The sequence below is a fragment of the Arenimonas sp. genome (genome assembly GCF_044348765.1).
Taxonomy (GTDB): domain Bacteria; phylum Pseudomonadota; class Gammaproteobacteria; order Xanthomonadales; family Xanthomonadaceae; genus Arenimonas.
The window spans coordinates 40,913-59,137 of record NZ_JBIKSE010000008.1 but is presented as its reverse complement, the minus strand read 5'-3'; the positions used below and the strand labels follow the sequence as shown (position 1 = coordinate 59,137).

Genomic DNA, 18,225 nt, shown 5'->3' with positions numbered 1-18,225 from the left:
CCAAGCGCGGCACGCGCCAGGCCCTGCGTGTATTTGAGCGGATGCAGATGACCGCTGTTGGCGTCAACCAGCGCACCGAGGTAGCGTTGATTGGGCATGACTGCCTGCAACTGCTCGCGGTCCCACCACTGTAGCGGATAATTAAAGTTTTCGGCCAGATCGTGTTGCAGGGCCTTCAGTTCGGTGATGTGGCGCGGCTTGTTCGGAACATGCGCATGGATATCACGCCAGTCGCAGTCGATACCATACCGAGCGCAACGCCATTTGATCAGCTCAAGTCCTTCCAACGACCAGTTGAACAATCGTCGGGAATCGGCCAGACCTACCGCTTCGGTGATTTTTTTTTGATCACAGCCGAAACCGAAAATGGCCTGGCCGCCGCTGCGCCCCGAAGCGCCCCAGCCGACCTGATGTGCTTCCAGTACCACCACCGACAGGCCGGTTTCAGCCAATTCGATGGCGGTGGACAGGCCGGTAATGCCGGCACCGAGAATGCAGACATCGGCCTGCAGCATGCCTTCCAGTGAGGACTGCGCCGGAAATGCCGGCACGGAGGCGGCGTACCAGGAATGGACATGGATGCTGCCGGTCATGCGGGAAACCCGGCTCAGACCGAGCGCAGATACCAGTCGTATTCGAGCGTGGTAACTTCGGTGTAGAAACTGCGCATTTCCTTGAGCTTCTGCTGGCCGAACACATGCTGGAATTCGGCACCGAACATGTCCTTGATGAAGCCACTGGCCATGAAGTCGTTGATGCTGTCGCGCCAGAACAGCTGGCGTTGCTCGGTCTGTTCGTAGGCATTGCCTTTGATGGCCGGGCCCGGATCGCCCTTGGCATCGAGGCCATGCAGGATGCCGGCCAATACCGCAGCGGTGACCAGGTACGGATTGGCATCGGCGCCGGCGATGCGGTGTTCGATGCGGACATTTTTCTCATCAGAATGCGGAATGCGCATGGCCACGGTGCGGTTATTGAAGCCCCAGCAATCGTTCAGCGGCACAAAGGCATTCAGCACGAAACGGCGGTAGCTGTTGGCGTGTGGGGCGAACATCAGCATGCAGTCCTTGGACACCGATTGCAGACCGGCGATGGCATGCTTCAGGGCCGGTGCCGGATTAGCCTGGCTGCTGGCGAAGATATTCTTGCCGTCTTTGTCCAGCACAGACACATGGATATGCGTGCCCGAACCGGCTTGGTCAACGAACGGCTTGGCCATGAAACTGGCCAGCAGATCCTGCTGTTCGGCGATGGATTTGATGGCGCGCTTGAGCAGTATGGCGTCGTCGCAGGCGGCTACGGCGTCATCGCGGTGTTTCAGGTTGATCTCGAACTGCCCTGGTGCGTATTCAGCCACCGCCGTATCGGCCGGAATGTTCTGGGCGGTGCAGGCATCGGCCACGGCATCGGTGAAGCCCTGGTAATCGTTCAAATCACCCATGTAATAGACCTGGGTGGTCTTGTTGCGTTCACCGGTGGAAGGGTTGATCGAAGTCTGCGGCCGTCCGTCGGGGGTGAGTTGCTTGTCGAGCAGGTAAAACTCGAGCTCGACCGCCACCACCGGAGTCAGGCCGCGGTCGGTGAATTTCTGCACCACATGCTTCAGCACTTCGCGCGGATTGGCCGAAAACATGCCGCCGTGGAAGCCTTCCATGCTCAACAGGCACTGCAACATGGGGCGCTGCTGCCAAGGAATTGGGCGCAGGGTACCTGGAATCGGGCGGCAGATCCGGTCTTCATCACCGATAGCGTAGCCCAGACCGGTTTCTTCCACAGTATTGCCGGTGACATCGGTGCCGATCAGCGACATCGGCAGGCACACGCCGTTTTGGAACACTTTTTCCAAGGCGTCGCGGGTGATGCGCTTGCCGCGGAGCAGGCCGTTCATGTCGGGCAGGATCAGGTCGATCAGCTCGGCGTTATCGTATTCGGCCAAAACTTTGGCATCGGCCGGGTCAAGGGCGGGGTCGGTCATTGCAGATTTCCGATATGGTTGCGCTGATACTAGCAGAGATTTCGGAGGCCGTAAAAAATATTCATCATTCATGCAGATTTTGGGGCAGATTAACGATATTTCGCTGGGCGCACACAAACGTTCCATGGCCGTCAATGCTGGTCTGATGGGCTTTGTTACGGGTTCTTGAGGGCCTATGCACGCTTGAAAATTTCTGTTGATAAAATTTTACAGTCGGGTTAGGGTAAAGACACTATCGAGCCACGCAGCACCCGCGCATGATTTTCGTTGGCATCCCCGCAGACAGCAGAATAATCGGTCCGCATCCGTTCCAGGCCGTGGGCGAAAAATACATCCGTGCCATTTTGGATGGTGCCGGTGCACAGCCCTTGTTGATTCCCTCGGTGGCTCCGGGTTTGGATCTGGATGCGCTGTTGGATCATCTGGATGGACTGTTTCTGCCCGGATCACCGAGCAACATCGAGCCGCATCATTACTCCGATGAGCCCAGTTACGACGGTAATCTACATGACCCCAGCCGGGATCTGACCACGCTCAATCTGATTCCGAAAGCCATCGCCAAGCGTTTGCCGGTATTGGCGGTCTGCCGCGGTTTCCAGGAAGTGAATGTGGCCATGGGCGGTACGCTGCACCAGAAAGTTCACGAGGTGCCCGGCATGATGAATCATAAAGAAGACTTCAGTCAGCCACTGGATATGCAGTACGCTCCGGCGCATGCCTTGGATCTGGTGCCGGGTGGCTGGTTGGCGCGGTGGGCCGGTGGTACGCGCGTGAATGTCAATTCCCTGCATGGCCAAGGAATCAACAAGCTGGGCGCCCATCTGATCGCCGAAGCCATAGCCCCCGACGGGCTGGTTGAAGCTATCCGTCTCGATTCCGAGGCCAGCTTCCTGCTCGCGGTGCAATGGCATCCGGAATGGAGGGTCACGGAAAATCCGTTCTCTCTCGAAATATTCAAAGCCTTTGGTGCGGCCTGCAAAGCCCGCGCCGCTGGCCGGAATCAGGTGAAGTCATGAATAAGAAAACCAGCAAAACTCCGAGCACAGCAAAAGCTACGAAAAAAACAGATGGCAAGTCGGACAAAAATTCCAAGCGACGCATTCTTCCCGTCAAGGTAGACAAGGTCATATCGACCCCGGTCAAGCAAAGCGTCGCCAGCGAACGCGAGGAGAGCCATCTTAAGCGTTGGCTGCGGGAAAACCGCATCACCGAGGTCGAATGCCTGGTGCCGGACATGACCGGTAACGCGCGCGGCAAAATCATCCCGGCCGCCAAGTTCTCGCATGACTTCGGCACCCGTCTGCCCGAAGGCATTTTCGCGACCACGGTCACCGGCGAATATATCGACGAATACGACCAAATCGTCAGTCCGTCGGATTCGGACATGTACCTGCGACCCGACCCGAATACCGTTCGCACCGTACCCTGGGCTTCTGACCCGACCGTGCAGATCATCCATGACTGCTTCACCAAGGAAGGCAAGCCGCATGACCTGGCGCCGCGCAATGTGCTGCGGCGGGTCATCGAGCGCTACGATGCGCTCGGACTGAAACCAATCATCGCTCCCGAACTGGAATTCTTTCTGGTACAGAAGAATACCGATCCGGATTTTCCGCTTCAACCGCCGGCCGGACGCAGTGGCCGCCCGGAAACGGCGCGACAGAGCTATTCGATCGATGCCGTCAACGAATTCGATCCGATTCTTGATCTGATGTACGACTACTGCGAGGCCATGGAGCTCGACGTCGATACGCTGATCCATGAATCCGGTGCGGCCCAGCTTGAGATTAATTTCATCCACGCCGATCCGCTGTCACGCGCCGACCAGGTGTTTCTGTTCAAACGCACCATGCGCGAAGCCGCGTTGCGCCATAACATCTACGCCACCTTCCTGGCTAAGCCAATGGAAAACGAACCGGGCAGTTCGATGCACATCCACCAGAGCTTGGTCGATGCCAAAACCGGTAAGAACATGTTCATCGGCAAGGGCGGCGCCCGCCATAGCGAACTGTTCATGAACTACCTCGGCGGTCTGCAGCGCTATATCCCCGAAGCTATGGCCTTCTTCGCGCCGAACGTGAACTCTTACCGCCGCCTGATCTACGGAGAGGTATCGCCGAAGAATGTGCAGTGGGGCTATGACAACCGTACCTGCGGTCTACGCGTGCCGTTCGATACCCCGGAGAACATGCGGGTGGAAACCCGTTTCGCCGGATCCGACGTCAATCCGTATCTGGCCATCGCTGCCTCGCTCGCCTGTGGCCTGCTCGGCATCGAACAGAAGCTGCAGCCGACCGAGCCCTCGACCGGTTACACGCATACCTCCGGTTTCGAGCTGCCCAAGTCGATGCAGGACTCGCTCGAGTTCCTGGAACGTTCTGAAGCGCTTTCGGCTATCCTCGGCGAACGCTTTTGCCGTGCCTATGTCTGCATCAAGCGCAAGGAATACGAAACTTTCTTCCGCGTCATCAGCTCCTGGGAACGCGAATTCTTGTTGCTCAACGTCTAACCGGATTGCCTGCCATGTCCGAAGTCTATCAACGCCTGCAGCAGCTCGATGCCGCCCACCACATCCATCCGTTCAATGACAATGCCGAGCTGGCCAAGAAAGGTACCCGCATACTGGCCCGTGGCGAGGGCTGCTATGTCTGGGACAAGGAGGGCAACAAGCTGCTCGATGCCTTCGCCGGTTTATGGTGCGTCAACATCGGGTACGGCCGCAAATCGATGGGGCAGGTGGCCGCCCATCAGATGGACGAATTGGCTTACTACAACACCTTCTTCCAGTGCACTACCGAGCCGGCCATTCATCTGGCCGCCAAGCTGGCCGAAATTTCGCCGGCTGATCTCAACCACGTGTTCTATTCCAACTCCGGTTCGGAAGGCAACGACACCGTGCTGCGCATGGTACGGCATTTCTGGGCGGTGCAGGACCAGCCTAACAAAAACATCGTGATCGGTCGCCATAACGGCTACCACGGCTCGACCATGGCCGGCGCCAGTCTCGGCGGCATGAAGGGCATGCATGCCCAGGGCGGTCTGCCGATTCCGGACATCCACCACATCGAACCACCGTTCTTTTTTGCCGACGGTGGCGATTATTCGGAACAGGAATACGGACTGGTCGCGGCACGCCGGTTGGAAGAGAAAATTCTCGAGCTCGGCCCCGATCGCGTGGCCGCCTTTATCGGTGAACCGATCATGGGTGCCATCGGTGTGTATATCCCGCCGATGACCTACTGGCCCGAAGTCGAGCGCATCTGCCGCAAATACGACATCCTGCTGTGTGCCGACGAGGTCATCTGCGGTTATGGACGAACCGGCGAGTGGTTCGGTGCCCAGTATTTCGGGTTCACCCCGGACATCATGACCACCGCCAAAGGCCTGACTTCGGGCTACATCCCAATGGGCGCGGTGTTGTTCAGCGAGCGTGTGGCCTCGGTGCTACGCCAGCAGGGTGGCGAGCTGGCGCACGGCTACACCTACTCCGGCCACCCGGTCTGTGCCGCGGTGGCCCTGGAGAACATCCGCATTCTGCAGGACGAAAAAATCATCGAGACCTGCAAGTACGACACCGGCCCCTATCTGGCCGAGCGTTGGCAGGCCCTGGGCGAGCATCCCTTGGTCGGCGAAGCCCGCATCGCCGGTATGATCGGCGCCCTGGAACTGGTCCCGAACAAAGCCGAACGCAAGTTTTTCGCCGACCGTGGCAAGGTGGGCGGATTATGTCGTAGTATTGCCTTGAATAACGGACTCATCCTTCGGGCAACCTATGATTCCATGTTGCTGTCGCCACCCTTGGTCATCAGTCGCAATGAAATCGATGAGCTGTTCGAAAAAGCGTGGAAGTCGTTGAATGAAACCGCAAAGGCCTTGGCCTGAACGGGGGAGGGCCTGCCATATCGGCAGGATGCAGACATTAAACTTCAATAGAGAGGGTTGAATGATGAAACTGAAACTGTTGGGTATTGCGGTTAGCGCGCTGATTCTTGCTTCCTGCGGAAAGAAGGATGCCGCCCCGGCCGTCGCGGCTGAAGAAGAGAAAGTCCTGAACGTCTACAACTGGTCCGATTACATCGCGCCGGACACTCTTGCCAATTTCGAAAAAGAAACCGGCATCAAAGTCACCTATGACGTGTTCGATAGCAATGAAGTGCTGGAAACCAAGCTGGTCACCGGCAATACCGGCTATGACGTGGTGGTTCCCTCGCTGACTTTCCTGGCCCGGCAGATCCAGGCCGGCGTGTTCATGCCGCTGGATAAATCCAAGATTCCGAATCTGGCCAATATGGATCCCGCCATCCAGGCCAACATCGCCAAGCTTGACCCGGATAATACGTACTCGGTCAATTACCTGTGGGGCACCACCGGAATCGGTTATAACGTCGCCAAGATCAAGGAAGTGTTCGGTGATTCCGTCCCGACCGACAGCTGGGCGATGGTGTTCGAGCCGGAAAATCTGGCCAAATTGAAGGAATGCGGCGTCTATTTCCTCGACACTCCCTCCGAAATGATTCCGCCGGTGCTGAACTACCTCGGTGAAGAGCCCAACAGCTTCGATCCGGCGGTTATCGCCAAGGCTGAACAGCGCCTCAAACTGCTGCGCCCCTCGATTACCCAGTTCCATTCCTCGGAATACATCAACGCCCTCGCCAACGGCGATGCCTGCGTCGCGGTGGGTTGGTCCGGCGATATTCTGCAGGCCCAGGATCGTGCTGAAGAGGCTAACAATGGTGTCGAAATCGCCTACGTGATTCCGAAAGAAGGCGCCCCGATGTGGTTTGACATGATGGCTATCCCGAAAGATGCCAAGCATCCGAACAATGCCCACATCTTCATCAACTATCTCCTGCGTCCGGATGTGGCTGCTGAAATTTCTAACTACGTGTCATACGCCAGCGCCAACCAGGCGGCCTTTGAAAAAATCTCACCGGAGCTGAAGGCCAATACAGGGGTCTATCCGACTGAGGAAGCGAGCAAGGGCCTGTTCAGTCTGGCCGTGCTGCCGGCGGATGTCGACCGTCTGTTCAACCGCATCTGGACCGGACTTAAAACCGGTAAATAAGTAAGCGGCAACCGGGGCAGGCCGTTCAGCCTGCCCTTCTTACGGAAATGGAAGCGCCATGAATGAAGCCACTCAGACCGTGTCTGCCGGCAATGGCAAGCCGGATAAGGCCAGAGCCGACAATTACGTATGCATCGAGGGTATCCGTAAGGAATTCGACGGCTTCGTCGCCGTCGATGATGTCAGTCTGAGTATTCGCAAGGGCGAGATCTTCGCGTTGCTGGGGGCCTCCGGTTGCGGCAAGTCGACTCTGCTGCGCATGTTGGCCGGTTTCGAGAAGCCGACCGCCGGCGAGATCATCCTTGATGGTCAGTCGATGAACGATATTCCGCCCTACGATAAGGCGGTGAACATGATGTTCCAGTCCTATGCGCTGTTTCCGCACATGACGGTCGAGCAGAACATCGCGTTCGGTCCGAACCAGAAAAAAATGCCCAAGGATGAAGTCGCCCGCCGTGTCGAAGAGATGCTGGCCTTGGTGCAGATGAGCAAGTTCGCTAAGCGCAAGCCTCACCAGCTGTCCGGTGGCCAGCAGCAGCGTGTTGCGCTGGCCCGCGCCGTCGCCACCCGTCCGAAGCTACTGCTGCTTGACGAACCGATGGCGGCGCTTGACAAGAAACTGCGTTCACAGATGCAGATCGAGTTGGTCAACATCGTCGAGCGCCTGAACGTGACCTGCATCATGGTCACCCATGACCAGGAAGAGGCGATGACCATGGCTCACCGCGTGGCGGTCATGGATGCCGGCCGTATCCGCCAGGTCGGTACGCCTGATGAAATCTACGAACAGCCGAACTCGCGGTTCACCGCCGAGTTCATCGGTTCGGTCAATCTTTTCGAAGGGCGCATCGGTGAAGACGAAATCGACCACGTGACCATCCTTTCACCGCAAATGGACGCTCCAATCTACGTCGGACATGGCATAACCGGCTATGACGGCATGAGTGTATCGTTCGCTATACGTCCCGAGAAGGTACGCATTGAGAAAGATGAGCCGGCGCAGAGATACAATAAAGTGCGCGGCGTCATTGAGGAAATCGCCTATTTTGGTTCGCACTCCGTATACCATGTGCGTCTTCCAGGCGGCGCTAAGGTGCTTTGCAACTTCGTCAATATGAAGCGTTGGGCTTCGGAAAACTTCACCTGGAATGACGTGGTTTGGCTGAGCTGGAGCGATAACTCTGGTGTAGTGCTGACTTCATGAGCCGGGCGCTGCGCAGCCTGAAGAAAAGTCTGCCGGGTTCGCGTTGGCTGGTCATCGCAGTGCCGTACATATGGATGCTGCTGTTTTTCGCGATACCGCTGGCCATCGCCTTCAAGATTTCGTTCTCTCAGGCCGCCATCGCCATGCCGCCTTACACTCCCTTGCTGGTGTGGATTGACGGTCACCCCGCGCTCGATGTGCATCTCAAGAACTACCTTTATCTGATCAAGGATTCGCTGTATGTGAGCGCGTACCTGAGTTCGATCAAGATCGCCGTGATTTCGACCTTCCTGTGCCTGCTGATCGGCTATCCGATGGCCTATGCCATCGCCCGCATGGATCCTGCCACCCGCAATATCGCACTTATGCTGGTGGTGCTGCCGTCCTGGACTTCATTCCTGATCCGCATTTATGCCTGGATCGGCATCCTGAAGAATAACGGCCTGCTCAATAATTTCCTGATGTGGATCGGAGTAATTGACCAGCCCTTGGCCATCATGCATACGCCGGTGGCCGTCTATATCGGAATTGTTTACGCCTACTTGCCGTTCATGGTGCTTCCGCTCTACGCCAATCTGGTCAAACTCGATATCCGTCTGCTCGAGGCCGCCAGCGATCTGGGGGGCCGTCCATGGAAAGCGTTCCTGAAAGTGACGTTGCCGCTGTCCAAGGCCGGCATCATCGCCGGATCGATGCTGGTGATGATTCCGGTCGTCGGCGAATTCGTAATTCCCGAAATGCTGGGTGGGCCGGATACCTTGATGATCGGGCGGATTCTCTGGCAGGAATTCTTCAATAATCGCGATTGGCCTGTGGCCTCGGCAGTCTCGATCGTCATGCTGCTTTTGCTGATCATTCCGATCATGATCTTCCATCGTGCACAAGCCAAGGAAATGGAGGCGAAACTCGTATGAGCCAACATGCACGTGTGTCACGATTCAGCATCGGAATGCTGGTCGTCGGTTTCCTGTTCCTCTACTTGCCGATGTTCAGCCTTATCGTGTATTCGTTCAACGAATCGAAGCTGGTCACGGTCTGGGCTGGTTTTTCCACCAAATGGTACTTCGAGCTATTCCGCGACCAGCAAATGATCGATGCCGCCAAAATCAGTCTGCAACTGGCGTTTTTTACCGCCTGTGCCTCAGTGGTGCTGGGCACCATGGCCGCCATGGTGATGACGCGATTCCGCAGTTTCCGCGGTAAAACCCTTTTTAGTGCATTGATTACTGCACCTCTGGTGATGCCTGAAGTCATTACCGGCCTGTCGATGCTGCTCCTGTTCGTTTCCCTCGGGGATTGGTTTGGCATCTTCCAACAGCGCAGCGTGGCCACCATGTGGGTCGCCCATGTCACTTTCACCATGGCTTTCGTGACCGTGATTATCTCATCCCGGCTCAGTGAACTCGACCGCTCTTTGGAAGAGGCTGCGATGGATCTGGGCGCCAACAGACTGAAAGTTTTTTTCGTGATTACGCTTCCAATCATCACTCCGGCGCTGCTGTCGGGCTGGCTGATGGCGTTTACGCTGTCGCTGGATGATCTGGTGATTTCCAGCTTCACTTCAGGTCCGTCTTCGACCACCTTGCCGATGAAAATATTTTCTTCGGTGCGTATGGGCGTCAGTCCGAAGATCAATGCACTGGCTTCACTCATGATTTTGGCCGTATCCGCCGCCGCCCTGATTGCCTGGTGGTCCATGCGCCGAAGCGAGAAACGGCGCCAGCGTGACATGCAGCTTGCCCTGCAGCAGAACTGAGTAAGCTTTCATGACCGTAGAAACTATCAATCCATGGACCGGAGCCGTCGAGTACCGTTATGAGTACTTCAGCGATGACGAAGTCGAGCATCGCCTTGCGGCTGCCGTATACGCCTATCCGGCCTGGTCGGTGCTGTCGTTTGCCGAACGTGCAAATTATATTCGGCGCACTGCAGTGCTTTTGCGCGAGCACCGGGAGCGCCTTGCCGGCATCATCACTGCGGAGATGGGCAAACTACGCCGCGAGGCGCTGGCTGAGATTGAGAAGTCGGCTGGGGCCTGCGAATTCTATGCCGGCCAGGCTGAAACCTACATGCAGGACAAGCATATTGCGACCGAAGCCTCCCGGAGTTTCGTCGCTTATGAGCCAATCGGCTGTGTCTTCGCCGTGATGCCCTGGAATTTCCCGATTTGGCAGGTATTCCGGTTTCTGGCACCCGGCCTGATGGCTGGCAATGTGGCGCTGCTCAAACATGCCACCAATGTTCCGCGTTGTGCCGATGCCATTGCCGAAATCCTGCGACTTTCTGGAGTTCCGGAAGGCGTGTTCGACGTCCTGCATATCGATAACCAGTGCGCTGCCTCGGTCATTGCTGATCCTCGCGTGCATGCCATTACCCTGACTGGTAGCGAGCATGCCGGAAAATCAGTAGCCGGCAATGCCGGGGCCAATCTGAAGAAGTGCGTCATGGAGCTGGGCGGAAGCGATCCGTTCGTAGTTCTGGATGATGCCGATCTTGATAAAGCAGTGCCGGTAGCAATTGCGTCGCGTTTTGGCAACTGCGGCCAGACCTGTATCGCCGCCAAGCGTTTCATCCTGACACCGGGCATTGCAGAGGAATTCGTGGCGCGCTTTAGTACGGCAGCATCAGCACTCAAGCCCGGCGACCCCAATGATGATGCCACCGCACTGGCACCGATGGTACGACCGGATGCGCGCGAGGAACTGCAGCGTCAGGTTGACGCCAGCATCGCTGCCGGCGCCAAGCTAATCATCGGGGGCAAGAAGGGAGCAGGTCCCTGTGAGTATCCTGCCACCATACTCGATGCCGTTAAGCCCGGCATGGCGGCCTATTCCGAAGAGTTATTCGGTCCTGTGGCCAGCATCATCCGCGCAGCCGATGAAGAGGATGCCATCCGTATTGCCAATGACACCGCTTTCGGGCTCGGCGCGAGTGTCTGGACCCGCGACAAGGCGCGTGGCGAGCTCCTTGCACGCCGTATCCAGGCAGGTGCTGTATTTGTCAATGCATTAGTACGCTCCGATGTGCGTTTGCCGTTCGGTGGTACCAAAACCTCCGGATTTGGCCGTGAATTGGCCGAGCATGGCATCCATGAGTTCATGAACATCAAAACGGTCTATGTCGATTGATCTGAACGGGCCATCGTTGCAACTTGCACTCGGCGCGGTCTGTACCACGCCGATTCTGTTGGAAGTGCGTGATTTGTCCTGCCCGGCGCCTGAGCTCAGTGCGTCGGAAGAAAACCAATATGCCGGCATGTCTTCTGAAAAGCGTCGTGCCGAATTTCGGATTGGCCGCGCCGCATTGAAGGCCGTGCTGGCCGCGCTTGGCAAAAGTGACGATACCGCGTCCGTAGTCTGGCCGAACACCTTTTGTTCGCTGAGTCACAGTCATGGCTATGCCGTGGCCGTAGGGCTTGCCGATGGTCATGGCATAGGCATCGACCTGCAGCTGCAACGCACGCCACCGTTCAAAATGGCGGAGCGGATTCTGGCGGATGATACCCTGGAGTGGTGGCGGCATTTGCCGGAATCGTTGCAGGCGCATGCCCTGCAACGATTCTGGACTGTCAATGAAGCTGTATACAAAGCCTGTCCAGTGCCGCAACCGGCATATTTCCGGAATTACCGAATGGCCGATCCGACGCAGTTCGATAGTGTGCTGAGCATTGATGGTACCGACTATCGATTCGACGTACATACTCTGGCGCTGGCCGATGGCTTTCTCAGTCTGGCACTCAGGGTCTGAGTACTTGCAGAGAGATCCTGATTTTGCTTAGATAGCCTTGCCGGGCTCGGTCTTTAGCCGATGCTATTCCCTCAAAGGATTCCAATGAAAACTTCTCCAATCTGGGTCGCCATGCTTGCGGCACTGTCGCTGCCGGCGCTTTTGTCCGCCCAATCTCCGCCGCAGGATACGGTTCTGATCGCCGATCGGCTGTTCGACAGCCGTACCGGAATGACGCTATCCAATCCCCTTGTGGTAGTGCGTGGTGAACGCATCATTTCGGTGCAGTCCGGCGGCGTCCTGCCGCCGGCGGCACGCGTCATCGACCTCAAAGGCATGACCTTGTTGCCCGGACTGATTGACATGCATACCCACATCGACTCCGATCCGACCTATGGCGGCTACAATTCACTGCAATTTAGCGATCGCTTCTGGTCGATGATTGCCGTTCCCAACGCCATCAAAACCCTGCAGGCCGGTTTTACCACCATCCGCAATGTCGGTGCCGAAGCCTGGAACGATGTCGGTCTGATGCAGGCCATCGATCAGGGCAAAGTGACCGGGCCCCGCATTGTGCCTGCCGGCTATGCTTTCGGCGCGACCGGCGGCCATTGCGACTCGACCTTCTTCCCGCCTTCGATGGATCAGAAAAACGCTTATAACGCCGATTCGACGACCGAGGCCCGTAAGTCAGTTCGTGAAATCCGGAAATATGGTGCCCAGGTCATCAAGATATGCGCAACCGGCGGCGTCTTTTCACGCAATACCGAACCTGGACAGCAGCAGATGAGCTACGAGGAAATGAAAGCCGTAGCCGATGATGCCCACATGTACGGGCTGAAAGTAGCCGCGCATGCACATGGCGCCTCCGGTATCAAGGATGCCATCCGGGCCGGCATTGATACCATTGAGCACGCCAGCCTTATCGACGATGAGGGTATCGCACTGGCCAAGAAATACGGCACATGGCTGTCGATGGATATATACAATACCGAATATACACAATCCGAAGGACAGAAAAACGGCGTTCTCGAAGATAATCTCCGCAAAGACCGCGAAGTTGCCGATATTCAGCGCGAGGGTTTCCGCAAAGCGCACAAGGCGGGGGTCAGAATGGTTTATGGCACCGATTCAGGTGTTCATCCGCATGGGGATAACGGCAAGCAGTTCCGATGGATGGTTCAATACGGCATGACACCGGCGCAGGCCATCCAGACCGCTACGGCCAATGCCGCCGAGGCTCTTGGTCGCAAGGATATCGGGATCATCGAAGCGGGACGCTATGCCGATTTGGTCGCGGTCAAAGGCAATCCGATGCAGGATGTCAGCCTTCTTGAACATATGGATTTCGTCATGAAGGGTGGGGAAGTCGTCAAAAAGCCATAAATCCGCACATTAAACGGATCATACTTTGGACATAGTTGCCGGCACTGGCTCAATTGAAATCATAGTAATGTCTAACCATTCACAGGCTTCTCAGACATGTCAGGTGCTGATTATCGGCACGGGTTTCGGTGGGCTGGGTATGGCCATTCAATTGCAAAAAAGTGGCCTGAGTGATTTTTTACTGCTGGAGAAGGCCGATGCCATTGGTGGCACCTGGCGCGATAACAGTTATCCGGGGGCGGCTTGCGATGTGCCCTCGCACCTTTATTCCTATTCCTTCGAGCCCAAAACCGACTGGAGCCGCAAGTTTGCCCCGCAAGCAGAGATCCACGCATACATGCAGCATTGCGTGGACAAATACGGCCTTGCCAAGCATGTTCGCTTGCGCAGCGAAGTCAGCTGTGCCGACTTCGACGAAGCTGCCGGCCTGTGGCGGGTGACCCTCAGCACGGGCGAGCTATTGGCTGCCCCAGTCTTGATCAGCGCCTGCGGCCAACTCAACCAGCCGGCTTTTCCAGCGCTGCCTGGTATTGCCGATTTTCAGGGGCAAGCCTTCCACTCAGCGCGCTGGCGTCACGATATCGACCTTGCTGGCAAACGAGTTGCAGTCATCGGCACGGGCGCCTCGGCCATCCAGTTCGTGCCGCAAATCCAGCCCAAGGTGGCGCAGTTGCGACTCTTCCAGCGCACTCCGGCGTATGTGCTGGCGAAACCCGACCGTTCCTACCGGACGTGGGAGCTAAGGCTGATGGGGCGTATGCCCTGGCTGCAGCTTATCAGCCGAGGCTTCCAATACCTGTATCACGAAGTGCGCGGTTTGGCGTTTATCAGCATGCCATGGCTGATGAAGCTGTATCGCTTCAGCTTTGAGCGTCACTTGCATCATCACATCCTGGATCCGCACCTGCGTGCGCAATTACAGCCCGATTACGTCATGGGCTGCAAGCGCATTTTGATCAGCAACGACTATTACCCGGCCTTGGCACAGCCTAATGTGAGTGTGATTAGCACTGCCATCAGCCGTGTCAATGCCGATGCCATCATCACTGCCGATGGTCGCGAACACCCGTGTGATGTGCTGATTTATGGGACCGGTTTTGCCGCTACGGATTTTCTCGCTCCGATCCAGATCCGCGGGCTCGGCGGGCAACAGCTAAACCAGGCCTGGCAGGATGGCGCAGAAGCGTTCAAGGGAATCAGTGTGAATGGCTTTCCAAATCTGTTTATTCTGTATGGCCCCAATACCAATCTGGGACACAACTCGATCATTTACATGCTGGAAAGCCAGTTCCGCTATGTGCTCGGCTGCCTGGCCTTGCTGCGCGCGCGAAACGCACGCTACATGGATGTGAAAGCAACGGTGCAACAGCGTTTCAATCAGCGCATTCAGCTGCGTTCGCAGCAGACTATCTGGGAGCAGGGCTGTACCAGCTGGTACAGGACGGCTTCTGGCAAAAGCACCAATAACTGGCCTGGTTACACCTTTACCTACCGCTTGCAAACCCATGCGCCGGATTCCGCCGACTATGACTGCATCCGTTGAATTCACAGCGCCACCCATCGATCAGGCATTGCTGCGCAGCGTGTTGCGCACCTTGCTGCGGGTGTTTTTCCATGGTCTGGTACGGCCGCCCATGCCTATTGTCGGACAGCGTGCGATACTGCGCGTGCTGACCACCATTGGCAAGTCGCCCCGCGGGATTGCCCGGAGTGCCGGAACTTTGGGTGGTCGGCCGTGCGAATGGCATAGACCGCCAACTGGTCGCGGCAAGGTGATGCTCTATCTGCATGGCGGCGCTTATCTTATCGGCGGAGCGAATACCCACCGGACACTGTGTGCACATCTGGCCGAGCGCGGAAGAATGGATGTGTGTGCACTGGATTACCGTCTGGCTCCGGAACACCCGTACCCGGCGGCGCGTGATGATGCCCTGGCCGCATTTGAAGACTTGATTGCGCTAGGTTATGCGCCCGAGCAGATCGTGATGGCTGGTGATTCTGCGGGTGGCAATCTTAGCCTAATCACCAGTCTTTGCCTACGTGACCTGGGATGGCCCCAGCCTGCTGCACTAGTGTGTTTCTCCCCGCTGACCGACTTTACCTGCGCGCATTTGCATCAGCCGCCAGCCGGCGATCCGCTGCTTAATCGGACCTGGATTCAACAGGCATTATCGTTCTATTGCCCGCCCGGTGTGGCCCATGACGATCCCGGTCTGTCGCCACAGTTCGCTGATCTGCATGGTCTGCCAGCGCTGTTGCTGCAGGTCGGCGAAGATGAGATTCTACTTAACGACAGTCTGCGTTTTGCCGAGAAAGCACAAGCCGCTGGAGTGGATGTCCGCCTGCAGCGCTATCCGAACTTGTGGCATGTATTTCAAGCCCATGCCGGCACCTTGAATGCGGCGGATTTCGCCATAGACCAAGTGGTCAACTTTTTGCGCCAGAAGGGGTTCAGATGAAGACTGTTCTGATTACAGGTGCTGCATCCGGCATCGGCGCGGCAACGGCGCGTTTGTTTCACCGTCAGGGCTGGCAGGTGGGGCTGCTGGATATCAATCCGCAGGCTCTGGCAGTACTGGCTGCTGAGTTGAATAACGCCTGGCATACTCCATTGGATGTGACTGATGCGCAGGCAGCTGAGTGCGCGGTGAGCGAGTTCTGCAATCTGCATAATGGACAGTTGCGTTTGTTGTTCAATGGAGCCGGGATTCTGCGCTGCGGCCATTTCGAGGATATCGGCTTGGCCGAGCACGCGCGTATCCTGCAGATCAATGTGCAGGGTCTGCTCAATATGACGCACGTGGCATTTCCCTTTCTGCGTGCCACGGCCAATGCCCAGGTCATCAATATGGGGTCTGCTTCAGGACATTATGGCGTCCCCCACCTGGCCAGTTATTCAGCCTCAAAGTTCGCCGTGCGCGGGCTGACCGAGGCACTGGATCTAGAATGGGCCAAACACGGCATTCGTGTGGCCGACCTGATGCCGCCATTTGTCAGCACACCCATGCTCAATAATCAGCGGTTTAAGGCGCCGATTTTGCGCCGTTTGGGTGTTAACCTGCAGGCCGAGGCCGTAGCCAAGGCAGCCTGGCTGCAGACCCAAAGCCGTGTGGTTCACCGGCCGATAAGCCTGCAATTCAATCTGCTGTATTGGTTCGGACAACTGACGCCACCCTCGATAACGCGTCGCATCATGGCATGGTTAAGCCGCGAGTAAGGCCCGCTTACCTTTACCAGGATGATGATCTGAGCGGTTATAGCCGATTGCACGGCAAGTCACGGTCATGTGTCATATGGCAAATGAAGGACAGTAATGGCTTGCTCGGATTGTTATGCTTGGAGGTGGCGCGTCTGCCGGTCGGGGGTATGCTTCTTCGCTTTTGCTGGTTTCGGCAATGGCAGCTCGGCATCAGTAGATTCAAAGCGCAGGCGGCTGCGTCCACCGGTGCCGCGATAGTCGGCAATCAATACGGCAGCCACATCGGCTTCGGCATGGTCGGTTTCTAGCAGATAGTCATACAGCAAATGCACCATGCGCTCGTGGGCGATGGCGTGGGTTTGCCGGGTTCTCGCGTACAGCCATTCACTCAGTCTGGAAAAACCATCGAAGGCGGAATCGCCGAGTATCACCGGCATAGTCCGGGAATAACGACCGGAATTGGCCAAAATGTCCCAATAGCGGGAAAAGCGCGACAAGCGCTGCATTTCCGCGAAGTCGATGCAATCGGTCGACAGGATGTTGTAGGGCGGTGCTGGGTTGAAGCGCAAGGCGAAATCCTTGGTGTGTCGGGCAATCGGGGCGCCACGCAGGCGCTTGAGAATGCCGAATTGGATTTCATGCGGATTCAGCGCCACCAGTTTATTGAAGCCTTCCCCGAAGCTTTGTATGGTCTCCCCCGGTAGACCGGCAATCAGGTCGATATGCAGATGCGCGCCGCTGTTCTGCGCCAGCCACAGGATATTGTCGCGGGCCAATTCATTTTTCTGCTTGCGTGAAATCCGGGCCTGAACCTCGGTATTGAAGGTCTGGATGCCGATTTCGAATTGCAAGGTTCCGGCCGGAAAGCGCTGGATGGCGTCCTTTAGTTTTTCAGGAAGGTGATCGGGAATCAATTCGAAATGTGCGAACGGCGGGTCCTCGGGATTATCGGCGATCTTTCCGAGGAAGAAATCCATGATCCGCAGCGAGGTTTCGATTTTTAGATTGAAGGTGCGGTCCACAAATTTGAACTGGCGCGCTCCTTTCTGCCAGAGCATTTCCAGGTCGTCCAGAAAGTTTTCCAGGGCGAATGGCCATGCGGTTTTATCAAGTGCCGAAAGGCAGAATTCGCATTTGAACGGGCAGCCGCGCGATGCCTCCACATACAGATGGCGTTGCCGAATATCCTCTTCGGTATACTCGGCATAGGGCGAGGCGATATCGTCGAGTTTGGCCTGGATGCCGGGGATGATCTTCTCCTGCGGCGCTTCGCCGGCCAAAATCTGCGCGCATAATTGGGCAAAACTGATATCACCCCAACCGGTGATGGTGTAATCGGCGGTGGTACAGATCGCCTGTTCACCGGTTTCATAGCTGACTTCCGGGCCGCCGAGGACGATGATCAGATCCGGTCGCACGGCTTTGAGCATCAAGACCAGTTTGAGGGTTTCTTCGCAGTTCCAGATGTATACACCCAGACCCAGAATCATCGGATTTGCCGCCAATACGACTTCCGCGATTTCTTCGGTTTTCTGGCCGATGACGAATTCGCGGATGCTCGAGCGTTCGCGCAGGGCGCCGAGATTCGCCCTCAGATAGCGCAGCCCGAGCGAGGCATGGCTATAACGGGCGTTCAGGGTGGCAAGCAGAATCTCGGACATGCGGCTATT

General features: G+C 56.8%; 16 protein-coding genes. 13 read left to right on the top strand and 3 right to left on the bottom strand.

Annotated elements, in window-relative coordinates; all coding sequences use genetic code 11:
• The coding region (locus ACIQ0Q_RS02785) for an NAD(P)/FAD-dependent oxidoreductase (protein ID WP_395771420.1) at nucleotides 1-593 on the bottom strand (593 nt) is incomplete at its 3' end.
• Between the two features lie 14 nt (nucleotides 594-607).
• Nucleotides 608-1,975: a glutamine synthetase family protein gene (locus ACIQ0Q_RS02780; RefSeq protein ID WP_395771419.1), complete on the bottom strand. Its 1,368-nt coding sequence runs from the start codon at nucleotides 1,973-1,975 to the stop codon at nucleotides 608-610.
• Between the two features lie 257 nt (nucleotides 1,976-2,232).
• Here ACIQ0Q_RS02780 and ACIQ0Q_RS02775 point away from each other — a divergent pair, with 257 nt between their 5' ends.
• The 13 genes from ACIQ0Q_RS02775 to ACIQ0Q_RS02715 all read left to right on the top strand — a co-directional run bounded on the left by ACIQ0Q_RS02775 (nucleotide 2,233) and on the right by ACIQ0Q_RS02715 (nucleotide 16,573).
• Nucleotides 2,233-2,991: a gamma-glutamyl-gamma-aminobutyrate hydrolase family protein gene (locus ACIQ0Q_RS02775; RefSeq protein ID WP_395771418.1), complete on the top strand. Its 759-nt coding sequence runs from the start codon at nucleotides 2,233-2,235 to the stop codon at nucleotides 2,989-2,991.
• The gene (locus ACIQ0Q_RS02770; RefSeq protein ID WP_395771417.1) at nucleotides 2,988-4,484 is read left to right on the top strand and encodes a glutamine synthetase family protein; all 1,497 of its coding nucleotides are present in this window, start codon (nucleotides 2,988-2,990) and stop codon (nucleotides 4,482-4,484) included. The genes ACIQ0Q_RS02775 and ACIQ0Q_RS02770 overlap by 4 nt, the downstream gene beginning before the upstream one ends.
• A gap of 14 nt (nucleotides 4,485-4,498) precedes the next feature.
• Nucleotides 4,499-5,857, top strand: a complete 1,359-nt coding sequence (locus tag ACIQ0Q_RS02765) for an aspartate aminotransferase family protein (RefSeq protein ID WP_395771416.1) — start codon at nucleotides 4,499-4,501, stop codon at nucleotides 5,855-5,857.
• A gap of 64 nt (nucleotides 5,858-5,921) precedes the next feature.
• A complete protein-coding gene (locus tag ACIQ0Q_RS02760; protein WP_395771425.1) occupies nucleotides 5,922-7,040 on the top strand; it encodes a polyamine ABC transporter substrate-binding protein in 1,119 nt (372 codons plus the stop codon).
• A 58-nt stretch (nucleotides 7,041-7,098) separates the two neighbouring features.
• Nucleotides 7,099-8,244 (top strand): ABC transporter ATP-binding protein, encoded by a 1,146-nt coding sequence (locus tag ACIQ0Q_RS02755; RefSeq protein WP_395771415.1) that lies wholly within the window; start codon nucleotides 7,099-7,101, stop codon nucleotides 8,242-8,244.
• Entirely contained in the window at nucleotides 8,241-9,158 is a 918-nt protein-coding gene (locus ACIQ0Q_RS02750) for an ABC transporter permease subunit (RefSeq protein ID WP_395771414.1), read from the top strand. The genes ACIQ0Q_RS02755 and ACIQ0Q_RS02750 overlap by 4 nt, the downstream gene beginning before the upstream one ends.
• Nucleotides 9,155-10,000: an ABC transporter permease subunit gene (locus ACIQ0Q_RS02745; protein WP_395771413.1), complete on the top strand. Its 846-nt coding sequence runs from the start codon at nucleotides 9,155-9,157 to the stop codon at nucleotides 9,998-10,000. The genes ACIQ0Q_RS02750 and ACIQ0Q_RS02745 overlap by 4 nt, the downstream gene beginning before the upstream one ends.
• 10 nt (nucleotides 10,001-10,010) lie before the next feature.
• Entirely contained in the window at nucleotides 10,011-11,372 is a 1,362-nt protein-coding gene (locus ACIQ0Q_RS02740) for an NAD-dependent succinate-semialdehyde dehydrogenase (RefSeq protein WP_395771412.1), read from the top strand.
• On the top strand, nucleotides 11,362-11,991 hold the full coding sequence (locus tag ACIQ0Q_RS02735) for a 4'-phosphopantetheinyl transferase family protein (RefSeq protein WP_395771411.1): 630 nt from the start codon (nucleotides 11,362-11,364) through the stop codon (nucleotides 11,989-11,991). Before ACIQ0Q_RS02740 ends, ACIQ0Q_RS02735 begins: the two co-directional genes overlap by 11 nt.
• 84 nt (nucleotides 11,992-12,075) lie before the next feature.
• Nucleotides 12,076-13,356 carry an amidohydrolase family protein gene (locus tag ACIQ0Q_RS02730; RefSeq protein ID WP_395771410.1) on the top strand — a complete coding sequence of 427 codons (1,281 nt, stop codon included), beginning with the start codon at nucleotides 12,076-12,078 and terminating at the stop codon, nucleotides 13,354-13,356.
• Nucleotides 13,357-13,423: 67 nt separating this feature from the next.
• Nucleotides 13,424-14,899, top strand: coding sequence for a flavin-containing monooxygenase (locus tag ACIQ0Q_RS02725; protein WP_395771409.1), 1,476 nt, complete (start codon nucleotides 13,424-13,426; stop codon nucleotides 14,897-14,899).
• Nucleotides 14,883-15,815: an alpha/beta hydrolase gene (locus ACIQ0Q_RS02720; protein ID WP_395771408.1), complete on the top strand. Its 933-nt coding sequence runs from the start codon at nucleotides 14,883-14,885 to the stop codon at nucleotides 15,813-15,815. Before ACIQ0Q_RS02725 ends, ACIQ0Q_RS02720 begins: the two co-directional genes overlap by 17 nt.
• Nucleotides 15,812-16,573, top strand: a complete 762-nt coding sequence (locus ACIQ0Q_RS02715) for an SDR family oxidoreductase (protein WP_395771407.1) — start codon at nucleotides 15,812-15,814, stop codon at nucleotides 16,571-16,573. Before ACIQ0Q_RS02720 ends, ACIQ0Q_RS02715 begins: the two co-directional genes overlap by 4 nt.
• A 113-nt stretch (nucleotides 16,574-16,686) precedes the next feature.
• On the opposite strand, the gene ACIQ0Q_RS02710 is transcribed toward ACIQ0Q_RS02715, so the two are convergent.
• Nucleotides 16,687-18,216: a DUF4080 domain-containing protein gene (locus ACIQ0Q_RS02710; RefSeq protein WP_395771406.1), complete on the bottom strand. Its 1,530-nt coding sequence runs from the start codon at nucleotides 18,214-18,216 to the stop codon at nucleotides 16,687-16,689.
• Nucleotides 18,217-18,225: the final 9 nt, after the last annotated feature.

Bases quoted from the DNA above. Each gene is read 5' to 3' on its own strand.
- ACIQ0Q_RS02780 (WP_395771419.1), bottom strand. From the start codon at position 1,975: ATGACCGACCCCGCCCTTGACCCGGCCGATGCCAAAGTTTTGGCCGAA.
- ACIQ0Q_RS02775 (WP_395771418.1), top strand. From the start codon at position 2,233: ATGATTTTCGTTGGCATCCCCGCAGACAGCAGAATAATCGGTCCGCAT.
- ACIQ0Q_RS02770 (WP_395771417.1), top strand. From the start codon at position 2,988: ATGAATAAGAAAACCAGCAAAACTCCGAGCACAGCAAAAGCTACGAAA.
- ACIQ0Q_RS02765 (WP_395771416.1), top strand. From the start codon at position 4,499: ATGTCCGAAGTCTATCAACGCCTGCAGCAGCTCGATGCCGCCCACCAC.
- ACIQ0Q_RS02760 (WP_395771425.1), top strand. From the start codon at position 5,922: ATGAAACTGAAACTGTTGGGTATTGCGGTTAGCGCGCTGATTCTTGCT.
- ACIQ0Q_RS02755 (WP_395771415.1), top strand. From the start codon at position 7,099: ATGAATGAAGCCACTCAGACCGTGTCTGCCGGCAATGGCAAGCCGGAT.
- ACIQ0Q_RS02750 (WP_395771414.1), top strand. From the start codon at position 8,241: ATGAGCCGGGCGCTGCGCAGCCTGAAGAAAAGTCTGCCGGGTTCGCGT.
- ACIQ0Q_RS02745 (WP_395771413.1), top strand. From the start codon at position 9,155: ATGAGCCAACATGCACGTGTGTCACGATTCAGCATCGGAATGCTGGTC.
- ACIQ0Q_RS02740 (WP_395771412.1), top strand. From the start codon at position 10,011: ATGACCGTAGAAACTATCAATCCATGGACCGGAGCCGTCGAGTACCGT.
- ACIQ0Q_RS02735 (WP_395771411.1), top strand. From the start codon at position 11,362: ATGTCGATTGATCTGAACGGGCCATCGTTGCAACTTGCACTCGGCGCG.
- ACIQ0Q_RS02730 (WP_395771410.1), top strand. From the start codon at position 12,076: ATGAAAACTTCTCCAATCTGGGTCGCCATGCTTGCGGCACTGTCGCTG.
- ACIQ0Q_RS02725 (WP_395771409.1), top strand. From the start codon at position 13,424: ATGTCTAACCATTCACAGGCTTCTCAGACATGTCAGGTGCTGATTATC.
- ACIQ0Q_RS02720 (WP_395771408.1), top strand. From the start codon at position 14,883: ATGACTGCATCCGTTGAATTCACAGCGCCACCCATCGATCAGGCATTG.
- ACIQ0Q_RS02715 (WP_395771407.1), top strand. From the start codon at position 15,812: ATGAAGACTGTTCTGATTACAGGTGCTGCATCCGGCATCGGCGCGGCA.
- ACIQ0Q_RS02710 (WP_395771406.1), bottom strand. From the start codon at position 18,216: ATGTCCGAGATTCTGCTTGCCACCCTGAACGCCCGTTATAGCCATGCC.